The following is a 12,578-nucleotide window of genomic DNA, read 5'->3' as shown; positions in this document are numbered from 1 at the left end:
ACATTTGGGGCGGTTTCGGTAGATCATTGTGAGATGCGACAGTTTCGGGGTTTGTGGGTTTGGGGATTTTCACACTTGGGTAAGGCGGTGTTGGCCGCCGCGCTGGTTGCCGTAGCGATACTCGGCACCGGTGTCGCGCAGGCCGAGCCGTCCGGCTACCGTCCGCCCGAGATCCCCACCCAGCCCGGCCCGCCGCAGACCGACCACCTCGGCGCGGCTCGCTATCTGAAGACTAACGACAACGTGGTCCCGTTGGGCACCAACAACTTCGGCTGCAAGCCGACCGCAGCCCACCCGCGCCCCGTCGTCCTCGCACACGGTACCGACTCCAGCGCCTACTCGGACTACTCGGCCATCGCGCCGCAACTCGCCGCCGCCGGTTTCTGCGTCTTCGCGCTCAACTACGGCGGCACCCCGGGGGCGGAAAGCTACGGCACCGAGGACGTGGTGCTCAGCTCGCACCAGATCGGCGCGTTCGTCGACCAGGTGCTCGCGGCCACCGGTGCGAGCCAGGTCGACCTGGTCGGATTCTCTCAGGGCGCCACGGTCACCCGCTTCTACGTCAACAAGCTCGGCGGTGCGCCGAAGGTCGGCCAGTGGGTCGGTCTGGCGTCGCCGAGCTACGGCGGAGTGATGTACGGACTGGTGCCCGTGGTGGACGCGGTGCCGGGCGGGATGATGGCGTTCGCCAGGGTGACCTCGCTCGCCGCGGTGCAGCAGGCGCAGGGCTCGGCGGTCATGCTCGAACTCAACGCGGGCGGCGACACCGTGCCCGGCCCGAAGTACACGACCATCGGCAGCAAGGTCGACGAGATGATCCAGCCGAACAGCAATATCGCGCTGCGCGGCCCCGGCGCGGTGAACATCTCGCTGCAGGACCGCTGCGCGATCGACCTGACCGGACACTTCCACATGGTGTACGACCCGTTCGTGCAGCAGCTGCTGTTGAACGTGCTCGACCCGAGCACCCCGGCGCCGGTCTGCAGTCCGGTGATGTTGGGCACCGGCATCCCTGAAGTGATCATCGCAGGAAACTCCTGACCAGGGCGGCCGGGCGGGGGACAGTTCACCCCGCCCGACCGCAATGGAGTTCTACCAGCTTCGGGCTGGTGGATCGGGGACATTCGGTCGTCTCACTAGAATGAGACGACCGTGTTCGTCCGCCTCCGGGAGTTTGCCGTGACCATTCAGTCAGTTCGCCTGTTCGGCGATCCCATCCTGCGTGCCCGCGCGGCGGAGGTCACCGTATTCGACCGGGAACTGCAGCAGCTGGTGACCGACCTGACCGACACCATGCACGACGATGGTGGCGTCGGCATGGCCGCACCGCAGATCGGAGTGGGGATGCGTGTTTTCGTGTACGACACTCATGACGCCGCGGGGCATCTGGTGAACCCGCAGTGGGAAGTCATCGGCGACGAAGAGCAGGTCGGGCCCGAGGGCTGCCTATCGATTCCGGGGGTGCGCTACGACACCCGGCGCGCGCTGCGAGTCCGGGCGACCGGCGTCGACATGCACGGCGCGCCGGTCGAATTCACCGCCGACGGGCTGCTGGCCCGCTGCGTGCAACACGAGACCGACCACCTCGACGGGGTGCTGTTCATCGATCGGCTCGACCCGGCGGCGCGCAAGGACGCGATGCGGACCATTCGCGAATCCGACTGGTTCAGCGCGGGTGTCACGGTGCGTCCGTCGCGGTCGATGAGCGGAACGGGCCAGGCCGGTCCGTTCGGACGGGGTCGCTGATGCGCATCGTCTTCGCGGGCACGCCGGAACCGGCCGTGCCGTCGCTGCGGCGCTTGATCGAATCCGAGCGCCACGAGGTGATCGCCGTGGTGACCAGGCCCGACGCGGTCGCCGGGCGTGGGCGCAAGGTGACCAGGTCGCCGGTCGGGCTGCTGGCCGACGAGCACGGTATCCCGGTGCTGACACCACGTCGTCCGTCCGAGCCGGAGTTCATCGAACAGCTCACCGCGCTGGCGCCCGACTGCTGCCCGGTCGTGGCCTACGGTGCGTTGCTGCCGCAGCAGGTGCTCGACATCCCCCGCTTCGGCTGGATCAACCTGCACTTCTCGCTGCTGCCCGCGTGGCGTGGCGCGGCGCCGGTGCAAGCCGCGATCGACGCCGGTGATGAGATCACTGGGGCGGCCACCTTCCAGATCGAAGCCGGGCTCGACACCGGTCCGGTGTTCGGCACGGTGACCGAGAAGATCGCCGTCACCGACACCGCTGGCACCCTGCTCGACCGGCTCGCCGTGAGCGGTGCCAAGTTGCTCGAAGCGACCCTCGACGGGGTGGAAGACGGGACGCTGCAAGCGGTTCCGCAGTCCAACGAGGGAATCTCGCACGCTCCCAAGATCACCGCCGAGGCCGCGCACATCCGTTGGGACCTGCCCGCGCTGGCCATCGCCCGCCGTATTCGTGCGGTCACCCCCGCGCCCGGCGCGTGGACGGAGGTCGACGGCAATCGCCTGAAGATCGGTCCGGTCGAAATGGTGGAGGAAGAGTTGCCGTTGCGGACCATCGAGGTCCGTAAGTCCGGTGTTTATGTCGGCACCGCAACTACGGCACTTCGCCTGGATCAGGTTCAGCCTCAAGGCAAACGCATGATGGCGGCCCTCGACTGGGCGCGCGGCGCGCGATTGCAGCCCGGTGCGGTGGTCGAGTGACGATCCTCGATCGTCCAGGAACATCGGTGCGGAGGAGGCCGGCCCGCGGTGATGTCGCCACGCTTTTGAAGCAGCGCGCACTCGCTGCTGGGCATCGTGGTGGAACGCCGATCATCTGGTGCCTCAACAGCGCAACCCTGGCGCGGCCGAAGACGGCGCGCCAATTCATATCCGTGGCGATGCGCCGCGACCTCAACGAGAGCGGTGGAGCATGACAGCACGGTGCAAGATCTCGCTAACCGAGCGAGGTGTCGAAGCGGGGTTCGCGCATAGCGAGGCGGCCGGTTTCGCACAGGGCGGGCCAACCGGCTTCGTGCGGGCCTGGGGCGTTGGTTTCGCGCGGGGCGGCGTGACCGGATTCGCGCACGGTGCTGCGGTTGAAATCGCGCAGGGCGCGGTGATCGCATGACACCACCGGAGCGTAAGCGCGGCAATGAGTCTCGTGATTCCGGCCGGCCGCGTAATGACCGGTCGGGCAGTGCTGAATCCGCGCGGGGCGGTTCGGCTCCGCGCGGGGCGCGTGCAGCCGACGGGTCGGCCGGACGATCGGGCGGGTCGGCCGGACGATCGGGCGGGTCGGCCGGACGATCGGGCACCGGGCGGGCCACGGGATCGGCGAAGGGTGGTGCGGGGACTGGCGCGAGCCGGTCGGCACCCGGTCGCGGTGGGCAGTCGACCCAGAGTGGTTCGCGGTCAGCTGATCCGGCGGGGCGTTCGGCTGGATCAGCGAAACGTGGTGGCGGCCCGAAGGATCGGGGATCGAGCGCGGGTGGGCGTCCGGGCGAGACCGCCGATGCTCCTCGGCTTGTCGCGCGCGACGTGTTGCGGGCGGTGCGGGAGCGCGACGCGTACGCGAATCTCGTTCTGCCGGGACTGCTTCGGGAGCGGCGGATCACCGGCCGGGATGCGGCCTTGGCCACCGAGCTCACTTACGGTGCCTGCCGTTCGCGCGGGCTGCTCGACGCGGTGATCGAGGCGGGCGCCGGTCGGCCGATCGCGGAGATCGATGGACCGCTGCTGGATGTGTTGCGGCTCGGCGTATATCAGCTGCTGCGGACCCGTATCGGGGCGCACGCGGCGGTGGATACCTCGGTGGCGCTCGCGCGCAGCGAATTCGGTGCGGGCAAGGCCGGTTTCGTGAACGCGGTGCTGCGGCGCGCCGGGGAGAAGACGGTCGAGGAATGGGTGGCGCAGCTCGCGCCGTCGGATCCGGTGGGCCGGTTGGCCTTCGAGTTCGCGCATCCGATGTGGATCGCGCAGGCCTTCGCGGACGCGCTCGGCGCACGGGCGGGGGAGCTGCGCGACGCGCTGGCCGCCGATGACGCCCGCCCTGCGGTGCATCTGGTCGCCCGCCCTGGTGAAATCACCGCGGAGGAATTGGCGCTCGTCACCGGCGGCGAAGAAGGCCGCTGGTCGCCCTACGCGGTCTACCTGGACGGCGGCGACCCCGGAAAACTGGAGCCGGTGCGCGAAGGCATGGCCGGGGTGCAGGACGAGGGCAGTCAGCTCGTCGCCCTCGCGCTGACCCGCGCCCCGCTGAACGGTCCGGACGGCGGCCGCTGGTTGGACCTCTGTGCCGGCCCGGGCGGTAAAGCCGCCCTGCTCGGTGCCCTGGCCGCGATCGACGGCTTCCGTGTCGACGCGGTCGAGCCCGCGGAGCACCGCGCCGAACTCGTTCGCAAGTCCGTGCACGGCCTGCCCGTCGACGTGCACGTCACCGACGGCCGCGACAGCGGACTGACCCCCGGCTACGACCGCATCCTGGTGGACGCGCCGTGCACCGGCCTAGGCGCACTGCGCCGCAGGCCCGAGGCCCGCTGGCGTCGCACCCCCGCCGACGTCGCCGAACTGGTCACCCTGCAGCGCGAATTGCTCACCGCCGCATGGGATCTGCTCCGCCCCGGCGGCGTCCTGCTCTACTCCACCTGCTCGCCGCACCTGTCGGAAACGGTCGTCGTGGTAGCCGACGCGGTCCGCCGCCTCGGCGCCGAACAACTCGACGCCCGCCCCCTCCTCCCCGGGGTCGACGACCTCGGCGACGGCCCGACCGCCCAACTCTGGCCGCACCGCCACGGCACCGACGCGATGTTCATGGCCGCCCTCCGCAAACCCTGACCCGCAGGATCGAGGGGAACTGGTGTAGGCGGCTTCTCGGGCGATTCGCCAGCACCAGTTCCTCGTGATCACTCGTCCAGCTCGGGTTCGACGGTGAACGTCGACGGGCGCGCCTGGCGTACGCGTCGTTGAATAGGTCCCGGCGGTTGCGGCAGCCGACTGCGCGCTTCGGTCCGCCAGCCCGCGTCGATGATCGCCGGCATCACGCCGGGGCTCGTGCGGGTTCAGCGGTGCGGGCCGATGGGCTGGGGCCATCGAATTGGGCGCGGTCCGAGCCGAGGTGCCGATCGTTCCGTCACCGTCAGCTCCCGCCCGGTTCCATTCGTACAATCCCGCGCCGTGCGGCATCGGGCAGACTGACGTTCATGGCACTGACGTGGCAAGACGTGGTCGCCCTCGCGACCGAACTCCCCGGCGTCGAAGAGTCGACCTGGTGGAACAGTCCAGCCTTGAAGGTCGGCGGCAAGGGCTTCGGCCGGTTACGCGTCGACGCCGAGGGTGGGTTGGCTCTGGTGTGTGATCCCGCCGAGAAGGAGGCGCTACTGGCCTCCGGTGATCCGGCGTTCTACACCACCCCGCACTACGACGGTCACCCGTTCATCCTCATCGATCTCGAACGTGTCGCCCGCGAACAGCTTCGCGAAATGCTGGACGACGCATGGTGGCTCACCGCTCCGCCGAAGGTGCGCAAGCAGCGAGCGTCCGCCAAGGGTTGAGCCCGTTACTCCCGGCTCGACTGCTCCCGAAGCCGCGCAAGGGTTTTCGCGAGGATGCGCGACACGTGCATCTGCGAGATGCCCATCTGCTGGGCGATCTGGGTCTGCGTCATCGATTCGAAGAACCGCATGGTGAGGATCCGGCGTTCCCGCTCGGGCAGCCCGGCCAGCAGCGGACGGATCGCGACATACTCTTCCACCCGGTCGAATTGGGACTCTTCCTCACCGAGGGTGTCCAGCAGGGAGGCATCGGTGTCGCGGCCGAGGGTGGCCGCGTCGATGGAGCTCGGCTGGTAGGCGTTGCCCGCGATGACGGCCTGGGTCACCTCGTCCGGGTCCACGTCGAGTTCGGCGGCGATCTCCTTGGCCGTCGGTGACCGGCCGAGCCGCTGGGAGAGCGCGTCGATCGCCGCGCCGATGCGCAGATGCGTCTCCTTGACCCGCCGCGGCACCCGCATGGCCCAGGTGTTGTCGCGGAAGTAACGACGCACCTCGCCCATGATCGTCGGCACCGCGAAGGACAGGAAGTTCGAGCCGCGCTCGACGTCGAACCGGTCGACGGCGTGCACCAACCCGACTCGCGCCACCTGGGTGAGGTCGTCGAACGGTTCACCGCGCCCGCTGAACTTGCGCGCGATGTGATCGGCCAGCGGGATGCAGCGACTGATCAGTTCGGCCCGGATCGCGCTGTGCCGCGCGGTCCCCGGCTTGCTCGCGCCCAGCTGTTCGAAGAGCAGACCGACGTCGTCGTAGCTGGCGACAGTCTTGACCGCTTCGATGGTTTCGTTTTCCTCGACGGCATCCTCGGTGCTGACATCGTCCGTGTCCTCGGCGGCGCTCTCCGCGTCGTCGGCTTTCTCGGTGGCGGGATCCGCCTTGTCGGTAACGGTGTCGGCGTTGTCGTCGCGATCGGAGTCGAACACGGTGTCCTCGTCCGCCACTACGCTTTCCCCCGGACCCGACGGAACTCGACCGTCGTCGGATATCCGGAAACCGTCGAATCGAACGAATCCTGTGTTGCCTGTACCTCATCGGTGAGGGTGCGCAGTACATGCCAGCCGAAGCTGCGCTGATCGGGTAAACCCGCCTTGCCCGCGATGCCGCTGACGCGGACCAGCAACTCGGTCTCGCCCACGGTGAAGCGACAGTTCAGGCTGGTGTCGGGTCCGGCGACGGCAATCAGGGTCGAGCAGACCTCGTCGACGGCCAGCCGGATGTCGGCCACCTCGTCCAGCGTGAAATCGCTTAGTAGGACGAGAGTTTCGGCGAGCCCACGAACGATGGGCAGCTGTGTGACCGATGCGGCCACCCGAATCTCCACCGGGGTGCTGTACAGCCCCTGTTCCGCCGAAATGTTGATCACCCTATGCAGGCTACCCACTCCCGCGCTGGACAACCCACACTACCGATAGACTGCGACGTTGTGTCCACCCCGACTTACGCGCGCCCGGCCGCTCCGATGATCGCCCCCTCCATCCTGTCCGCCGACTTCGCCCACCTCGCGGACGAGGCCAAGGCGGTCGCGGGGGCCGACTGGCTACACGTCGACGTGATGGACGCGCATTTCGTACCGAACCTGACACTGGGCCTGCCTGTCGTGGAGAGCCTGCTGAAGGCGACCGACATCCCCCTCGACTGCCACCTGATGATCGAGGATCCGGGCCGTTGGGCGCCGCCGTACGCCGAGGCGGGCGCGCACAATGTGACCTTCCATGCCGAGGCGACCGACGATCCGATCGCGGTGGCCCGCGATATCCGCGCGGCGGGTGCCAAGGCCGGACTCTCGGTGAAGCCGAACACACCGATCGAGCCGTACCTGGAGATTCTGCGCTCGTTCGACACCCTGCTGGTGATGAGCGTCGAGCCCGGCTTCGGCGGGCAGTCGTTCATCGCCGACGTGCTGGAGAAGGCGCGCACGGTGCGCAGGCTGGTGGACGCGGGCGAGCTGCGACTGCTGGTGGAGATCGACGGTGGGATCAACACCGACACGATCGAGGCCGCCGCGGAGGCAGGCATCGACTGCTTCGTCGCCGGGTCCGCGGTGTACAACACGGCCGACCCCAAGGCGGCCGTCGAGTCGCTGCGCAGGCAAGCCGCCGTGGTGCGCGCCGGCTGAGTGCTCGATCGCCAGCTGCGCGGAGTTTTGCGCATCGTTCGTGCGAGTGGCGTCGATTCGCCCGTTGAGTGGCGGTCAGGTACGCGACCTGACGCGAGCTGCGAATCGCTTGCAGCGCATGGGTTGCGGGCAACGCTCTACCTCGTCGCGCGATCGCCCCAATGGAGCGGTGCCGTGGTGCGCGTTGGTCTGTCCCGGCGAATTCGCTTACAGCGCGCGCGTTTTGCAGGCGCCGATCGCCCGCGTCGCCTCGATCACCGCGTTGAGCGGCGGCCGGGTGGTCGCGGTTGCGGGGGAGCGGATCCAGGTGCGGTAGCCGGTGTGCTCGTCGTCGGGCGAGGGGAGCACGATCTGGCTGCCGGTGCAGGCCACCGTCGCGTACAGCCGGAACAGTTCGGCGGAGACCGCGGCGGTCAGGGTGTCCGGCCGGTACGGTCCGGTCAGGAAGGTCCAGCGCTGGGCGCGGGGATGATCGAGGACCGGTCCCGCGATGGCGGCCTGTTCGAGCCGCTGCTGCACCCGCTCGCCGAGGTCGGCGGGCATGGTGATGGCACCGTAATGCGTGCCGATGTGCAACAGAATGCGTCGCGAGGTGGGATCGATCGAGGCGGGCAGGTGCAATTCGCGCTGGTACTGCACGCAGCGAACTTCCAGCGTCGAATCGAGAAGAGTGGTCACGCCGCGCCCCCAACTGTGTCGAACTTGATTAGGCCCACTGTGGTTTCTTGCTTCCGTGAGTGGTGGACAAATCCTTCGGTCGAACTTCCTGGTGGTATCACGTGCTTCACCAGGTCTAACGGTTCCTCTTCGAACTGTTCGGTGAACGATAGGAATCAGCTACATAACAATATTGCTGCTATTTCGGTCACGGCGCAAGCAAATGTTAAAAGTGAGCGGCAACTGGGTACGACCAGCACTCACGGGTTTGCCGGAAGTGTGCAAAACACAAACTGGTGGTATCCATATCGCGGCCCAATAATCATTGTCGACCTGAAAAAGTCGAAATATCCGCATTGTTGATTCGAATTCGACATCAACTCTTTATTGATCGTTTGCCCACGCGCCTGTCTACTGGCTGGCGGTCTGCTTCCTTCGGCGGTTGCCGGGACACGGTCTGCTGGCTCTTTGAGCGGAACCGTGCTGTCGGCTACGACCAGCCGTCGTTAAGCTGAGCCAAGGGCATCGACCGGCGGGAATACCCGTCGCGGCCGGGCTGTTCCGCAACCGGGGACAACGACAGGGAGTCATGGCATGTTCACAGGCATCGTCGAGGAGCTGGGCGAGATCGTCGCCACCGAGCGGTTGGCCGACGCCGCCCGGCTGACGATCCGGGGCGAGCTGGTGACCTCCGATGCCGGGCACGGTGATTCGATCGCGGTGAACGGCGTGTGCTTGACCGTCGTCGAGGTGGTGGGCGGCGATTCGTTCACCGTCGACGTGATGCAGGAGACGCTGGATCGCTCCAGCATCGGCAAGCTGGACACCGGATCGAAGGTCAACCTGGAACGGGCCGCCGCACTGAACAGCAGGCTCGGCGGACACCTCGTGCAGGGCCACGTCGACGGCACCGGCACCGTGCTCTCCCGCACCCCCTCGGAGAACTGGGACGTGGTGCGCATCTCGCTGCCCGACAAGATCGCCCGCTACGTGGTGGAGAAGGGCTCGATCACCGTCGACGGCATCTCGCTCACCGTCTCCGGCCTCGGCGTCGCCGACGAGCCCGCGGAGGCGGGCAGCGGCGACTGGTTCGAGGTCTCGCTCATCCCCACCACGCTTGCCCTGACAAATCTCGGCTTTGCCACCGTCGGCACCACCGTCAATCTGGAGGTGGACGTCATCGCGAAGTACGTGGAGCGTCTGCAGCAGCGCGGGTGAACAGCCGGGCGGTCATCAGCCACGAGCGACGCCGTAGTGTAGGGGCGGACCTAATTCGAGATGGAGCACAACAGACGTGACCAGGTTCGACACCATCGAGCGCGCAGTCGCCGACATCGCCGCCGGTAAGGCCGTAGTCGTCGTCGACGACGAGGACCGCGAGAACGAGGGCGACCTCATCTTCGCGGCGGAGAAGGCCACCCCGGAGCTGGTGGCCTTCATGATTCGCTACACCTCCGGTTACATCTGTGTGCCACTGACGGGTGACGACTGCGATCGGCTCGGCCTGCCGCCGATGTACGCGATGAATCAGGACAAGCACGGCACCGCCTACACCGTGTCGGTCGACGCCCGCGAGGGCATCACGACCGGCATCTCGGGTGCCGATCGCGCCACCACCATGCGACTGCTCGCCTCCGACGAGGCGAAGGCCGACGACTTCACCCGCCCCGGCCATGTGGTGCCGTTGCGCGCGAAGGACGGCGGCGTGCTGCGCAGGCCGGGGCACACCGAGGCCGCGGTCGACCTGTCCCGGATGGCCGGACTGCGTCCCGCGGGCGTGATCTGCGAGATCGTCAGCCAGAAGGACGAGGGCCACATGGCCCGCACCGAGGAACTGCGCGTCTTCGCCGACGAGCACAACCTCGCGCTCATCTCCATCGCCGACATGATCGCCTGGCGGCGCAAGCACGAGAAGCACGTGGTGCGCGTCGCCGAGGCGCGGATCCCCACGGCGCACGGCGAATTCATGGCCGTCGGTTATCAGAGCATCTACGACGAGGTCGAGCACGTCGCGCTGGTGCGCGGCGATCTCGCCGAAGGCGAGGACGTGCTGGTGCGGGTGCACTCCGAGTGCCTCACCGGCGATGTGTTCGGTTCGCTGCGCTGCGACTGCGGTCCGCAACTGGATGCCGCGCTGGAAATGGTCGCCCAGGAAGGCCGCGGCGTGGTGCTGTACATGCGCGGGCACGAGGGCCGTGGCATCGGGCTGATGCACAAGCTGCAGGCCTACCAGTTGCAGGACTCCGGCCACGACACGGTCGACGCGAACCTGGAACTCGGGCTGCCCGCCGACGCCCGCGACTACGGCACCGGCGCACAGATCCTGGTGGACCTCGGGATCCGGTCGATGCGACTGCTCACCAACAACCCGGCCAAGCGCGTCGGCCTGGACGGCTACGGCCTGCGGATCACCGACCGGGTGCCGATGCCGTTGCGCGCCAACGCCGAGAACCTGCGCTACCTGCGGACCAAACGCGACCGGATGGGCCACGATCTGATCGGGCTCGACGACATCGATCTGGGCGAGACCGCCCGCTAATTCCACGGAGAGGCAGACATCGATGAGCGGTACCGGCGTACCGACTTTCGCGCTCGCGGATGCCAAGGATCTGAAACTCGGCATCGTCGCGTCGCGCTGGCACACCACCATCTGCGACACCCTGCTGGCGAACGCCGAACAGGTGGCCAAAGACGCCGGTGTCCTGCACGTCACGGTGGTGCGTTGCGCGGGCGCGATGGAGCTGCCGGTGGTGGCCCAGGAACTGGCGCGCACGCATGACGCGGTGGTTGCGCTCGGTGTGGTGATCCAGGGTGGCACACCGCATTTCGAGTACGTCTGCGATGCGGTCACCGCCGGGCTCACCCGGGTTTCGCTGGACGCGGGCACGCCCGTCGCGAACGGGGTGCTCACCACGAACAACGAGGAGCAGGCGCTGGATCGGGCCGGTCTGCCCGGGTCGGCCGAGAACAAGGGTGAGCAGGCGTGTGCTGCGGCACTCGATGCCGCGATGACGCTGCGTTCCCTGCGGCAGTCCGTGTGATGCCGGTCTCTCGCATTTTTCGAAGGAACGCTGAACCCGCTGCAGGACAAGACGATACCCCCGAGTGGGAGCTCGAGATTCGGCCTCGCCGTTCCGTGCGCAACGCACGAATCGTCGCCGTCGTGATCGCCGCCGCCTTCCTCGCGGGTGGTATCTGGCTGCGCACCGGATCGACCGGGGTGAACTTCCGTGTCGTCGACCAGATAGCCATGATCGGCATCGGCCTGGTCATCGCCGCCGCGGTCCTGCTGCTCACCCGGCCGCGGGTTCGGGTCGGCGCCGGTGGTGTCTCGGTGCGAAACATCCTCGGCGACAACGACTTCTCCTGGGACACCGTGCGCGGCGTCACCTTCCCCGACCGGAAGGCCTGGGCCCGGCTCGAACTCGTCAACGACGACTACGTCCCCATGCTGGCTATCCGCTCCAACGACAAGGTGCGTGCCGCCGAAGCGATGGAGCAGCTCCGCGAACTGGGCGTGAAGTACACCGCCGAGCAGCAGTAAACGGTGGCGCTCTCATCGCGCCCCTGAAGCAATGGAGCGGCGCCGCGCATTAGGCGTGAAGTAACACCGCCGAGCAGGAATGAACCGTGGCGGTCTGATCGCGTCGCCCGGTTCGAGGTTCAGCGGGATAGCAGCATCGGATAGACGATGGGCCCGTGGTCGATGGATAGCTCGCCCTGCCGTTTGAAGCCGAAGCGTTCGAAGAACGGGCAGGCCGCACGGGAGTTGGAGATCAGGAAGCAGGACTCGGTCGAGCCCGCCAGCCGCTGCTCGATGAGGGACGATGCGAAGCCCTGACGCTGACAATTCGGGTGCGTACCGACGGCGGCGAGATACAGGTGGGGTGTATCGGGTCGGACGTCTTCGATCTGGCGGGAGGCCGCAAGTGCCCTGGGGAGACTGCCCTTCAACGCACGGAACAGGGTGAACGGCTTCGCAATCGAGGAGATCACTCCTGGTGGTTCCCACAACGCGACGCTGACAATGTTCCCGTCCGCATCGCACGCGGCGTCGACCATGCCCGTTTCAGCTCGCGAGGCAATCCGCGAATCCCAGAACGCCGGCAGCGCATGCCGCCGCAACCCGGGTCGCGGCCAGAAGTAAGTCATCAGCGGATCCTCGGCGAAAGCCTCCGCGAGGACGAACGCACCGGTCTGCATAACTGCAGGTTAACGGGCAACCCGGGCGCTACCGCAAGATAAACCCTCGACACGCGCGACGAGGACGACGTCGAGCCTGCCCCGGTTGGAGTGGGATAACGA

Annotated in this window: 15 protein-coding genes and 1 pseudogene; 10 read left to right on the top strand and 6 right to left on the bottom strand. The window is 67.5% G+C overall.

The window, feature by feature from the left end:
• The first annotated feature begins 33 nt into the window (after positions 1-33).
• From DBO33_RS29140 to fmt, 3 genes are all read left to right on the top strand, one after another.
• A complete protein-coding gene (locus tag DBO33_RS29140; protein WP_107657932.1) occupies positions 34-1,041 on the top strand; it encodes an esterase/lipase family protein in 1,008 nt (335 codons plus the stop codon).
• A gap of 138 nt (positions 1,042-1,179) precedes the next feature.
• The gene (gene def / locus DBO33_RS29135) at positions 1,180-1,746 is read left to right on the top strand and encodes a peptide deformylase (RefSeq protein ID WP_107660672.1); all 567 of its coding nucleotides are present in this window, start codon (positions 1,180-1,182) and stop codon (positions 1,744-1,746) included.
• Entirely contained in the window at positions 1,746-2,669 is a 924-nt protein-coding gene (fmt, locus tag DBO33_RS29130) for a methionyl-tRNA formyltransferase (protein WP_107657931.1), read from the top strand. Before def ends, fmt begins: the two co-directional genes overlap by 1 nt.
• Positions 2,670-2,904: 235 nt before the next feature.
• On the opposite strand, the gene DBO33_RS43110 is transcribed toward fmt, so the two are convergent.
• Entirely contained in the window at positions 2,905-3,081 is a 177-nt protein-coding gene (locus DBO33_RS43110; protein WP_159080589.1) for a hypothetical protein, read from the bottom strand.
• Between the two features lie 377 nt (positions 3,082-3,458).
• Between DBO33_RS43110 and DBO33_RS29120 the strand changes: the two are divergent.
• Positions 3,459-4,784, top strand: a pseudogene (locus tag DBO33_RS29120) (RsmB/NOP family class I SAM-dependent RNA methyltransferase); the annotation flags it as partial.
• 68 nt (positions 4,785-4,852) lie between these two features.
• Here the strand turns inward: DBO33_RS29120 and DBO33_RS43105 are convergent.
• Positions 4,853-4,990 (bottom strand): hypothetical protein, encoded by a 138-nt coding sequence (locus tag DBO33_RS43105; protein ID WP_159080588.1) that lies wholly within the window; start codon positions 4,988-4,990, stop codon positions 4,853-4,855.
• A gap of 159 nt (positions 4,991-5,149) precedes the next feature.
• On the opposite strand from DBO33_RS43105, the gene DBO33_RS29115 reads away from it, so the two are divergent.
• On the top strand, positions 5,150-5,500 hold the full coding sequence (locus DBO33_RS29115) for an MmcQ/YjbR family DNA-binding protein (protein ID WP_107657928.1): 351 nt from the start codon (positions 5,150-5,152) through the stop codon (positions 5,498-5,500).
• Between the two features lie 5 nt (positions 5,501-5,505).
• Here DBO33_RS29115 and DBO33_RS29110 read toward each other — a convergent pair whose 3' ends face one another.
• On the bottom strand, positions 5,506-6,441 hold the full coding sequence (locus DBO33_RS29110; RefSeq protein ID WP_107657927.1) for an RNA polymerase sigma factor SigF: 936 nt from the start codon (positions 6,439-6,441) through the stop codon (positions 5,506-5,508).
• Positions 6,441-6,863 (bottom strand): ATP-binding protein, encoded by a 423-nt coding sequence (locus DBO33_RS29105; RefSeq protein WP_107660671.1) that lies wholly within the window; start codon positions 6,861-6,863, stop codon positions 6,441-6,443. Before DBO33_RS29105 ends, DBO33_RS29110 begins: the two co-directional genes overlap by 1 nt.
• A gap of 96 nt (positions 6,864-6,959) precedes the next feature.
• On the opposite strand from DBO33_RS29105, the gene rpe reads away from it, so the two are divergent.
• A complete protein-coding gene (rpe, locus tag DBO33_RS29100; protein WP_107660670.1) occupies positions 6,960-7,616 on the top strand; it encodes a ribulose-phosphate 3-epimerase in 657 nt (218 codons plus the stop codon).
• A gap of 207 nt (positions 7,617-7,823) precedes the next feature.
• Here rpe and DBO33_RS29095 read toward each other — a convergent pair whose 3' ends face one another.
• Complete coding sequence (locus DBO33_RS29095; RefSeq protein WP_107657926.1) at positions 7,824-8,294, bottom strand: hypothetical protein; 471 nt, start codon at positions 8,292-8,294, stop codon at positions 7,824-7,826.
• 573 nt (positions 8,295-8,867) lie between these two features.
• Here DBO33_RS29095 and DBO33_RS29090 point away from each other — a divergent pair.
• From DBO33_RS29090 to DBO33_RS29075, 4 genes are all read left to right on the top strand, one after another.
• Entirely contained in the window at positions 8,868-9,491 is a 624-nt protein-coding gene (locus DBO33_RS29090; protein WP_107657925.1) for a riboflavin synthase, read from the top strand.
• Between the two features lie 76 nt (positions 9,492-9,567).
• Complete coding sequence (locus DBO33_RS29085) at positions 9,568-10,812, top strand: bifunctional 3,4-dihydroxy-2-butanone-4-phosphate synthase/GTP cyclohydrolase II (protein ID WP_107657924.1); 1,245 nt, start codon at positions 9,568-9,570, stop codon at positions 10,810-10,812.
• 22 nt (positions 10,813-10,834) lie between these two features.
• Positions 10,835-11,314, top strand: a complete 480-nt coding sequence (gene ribH / locus DBO33_RS29080) for a 6,7-dimethyl-8-ribityllumazine synthase (protein ID WP_107657923.1) — start codon at positions 10,835-10,837, stop codon at positions 11,312-11,314.
• A gap of 95 nt (positions 11,315-11,409) precedes the next feature.
• On the top strand, positions 11,410-11,817 hold the full coding sequence (locus tag DBO33_RS29075; protein ID WP_325050752.1) for a PH domain-containing protein: 408 nt from the start codon (positions 11,410-11,412) through the stop codon (positions 11,815-11,817).
• Positions 11,818-11,936: 119 nt separating this feature from the next.
• Here DBO33_RS29075 and DBO33_RS29070 read toward each other — a convergent pair whose 3' ends face one another.
• The gene (locus DBO33_RS29070; protein WP_107657921.1) at positions 11,937-12,476 is read right to left on the bottom strand and encodes a GNAT family N-acetyltransferase; all 540 of its coding nucleotides are present in this window, start codon (positions 12,474-12,476) and stop codon (positions 11,937-11,939) included.
• Positions 12,477-12,578: the final 102 nt, after the last annotated feature.

The organism is Nocardia suismassiliense (genome assembly GCF_900269665.1).
Classification (GTDB): Bacteria; Actinomycetota; Actinomycetes; order Mycobacteriales; family Mycobacteriaceae; genus Nocardia; species Nocardia suismassiliense.
Note: the sequence above shows the minus strand (reverse complement) of the source record. Positions and strands in the feature narration are given on the sequence as shown.

What these genes read in the sequence shown, in the direction of transcription:
- DBO33_RS29140 (WP_107657932.1), top strand. Translation starts at nt 34, where the DNA reads ATGCGACAGTTTCGGGGTTTGTGGGTTTGGGGATTTTCACACTTGGGT.
- fmt (WP_107657931.1), top strand. Translation starts at nt 1,746, where the DNA reads ATGCGCATCGTCTTCGCGGGCACGCCGGAACCGGCCGTGCCGTCGCTG.
- DBO33_RS29115 (WP_107657928.1), top strand. Translation starts at nt 5,150, where the DNA reads ATGGCACTGACGTGGCAAGACGTGGTCGCCCTCGCGACCGAACTCCCC.
- rpe (WP_107660670.1), top strand. Translation starts at nt 6,960, where the DNA reads ATGATCGCCCCCTCCATCCTGTCCGCCGACTTCGCCCACCTCGCGGAC.
- DBO33_RS29090 (WP_107657925.1), top strand. Translation starts at nt 8,868, where the DNA reads ATGTTCACAGGCATCGTCGAGGAGCTGGGCGAGATCGTCGCCACCGAG.
- ribH (WP_107657923.1), top strand. Translation starts at nt 10,835, where the DNA reads ATGAGCGGTACCGGCGTACCGACTTTCGCGCTCGCGGATGCCAAGGAT.
- DBO33_RS29070 (WP_107657921.1), bottom strand. Translation starts at nt 12,476, where the DNA reads ATGCAGACCGGTGCGTTCGTCCTCGCGGAGGCTTTCGCCGAGGATCCG.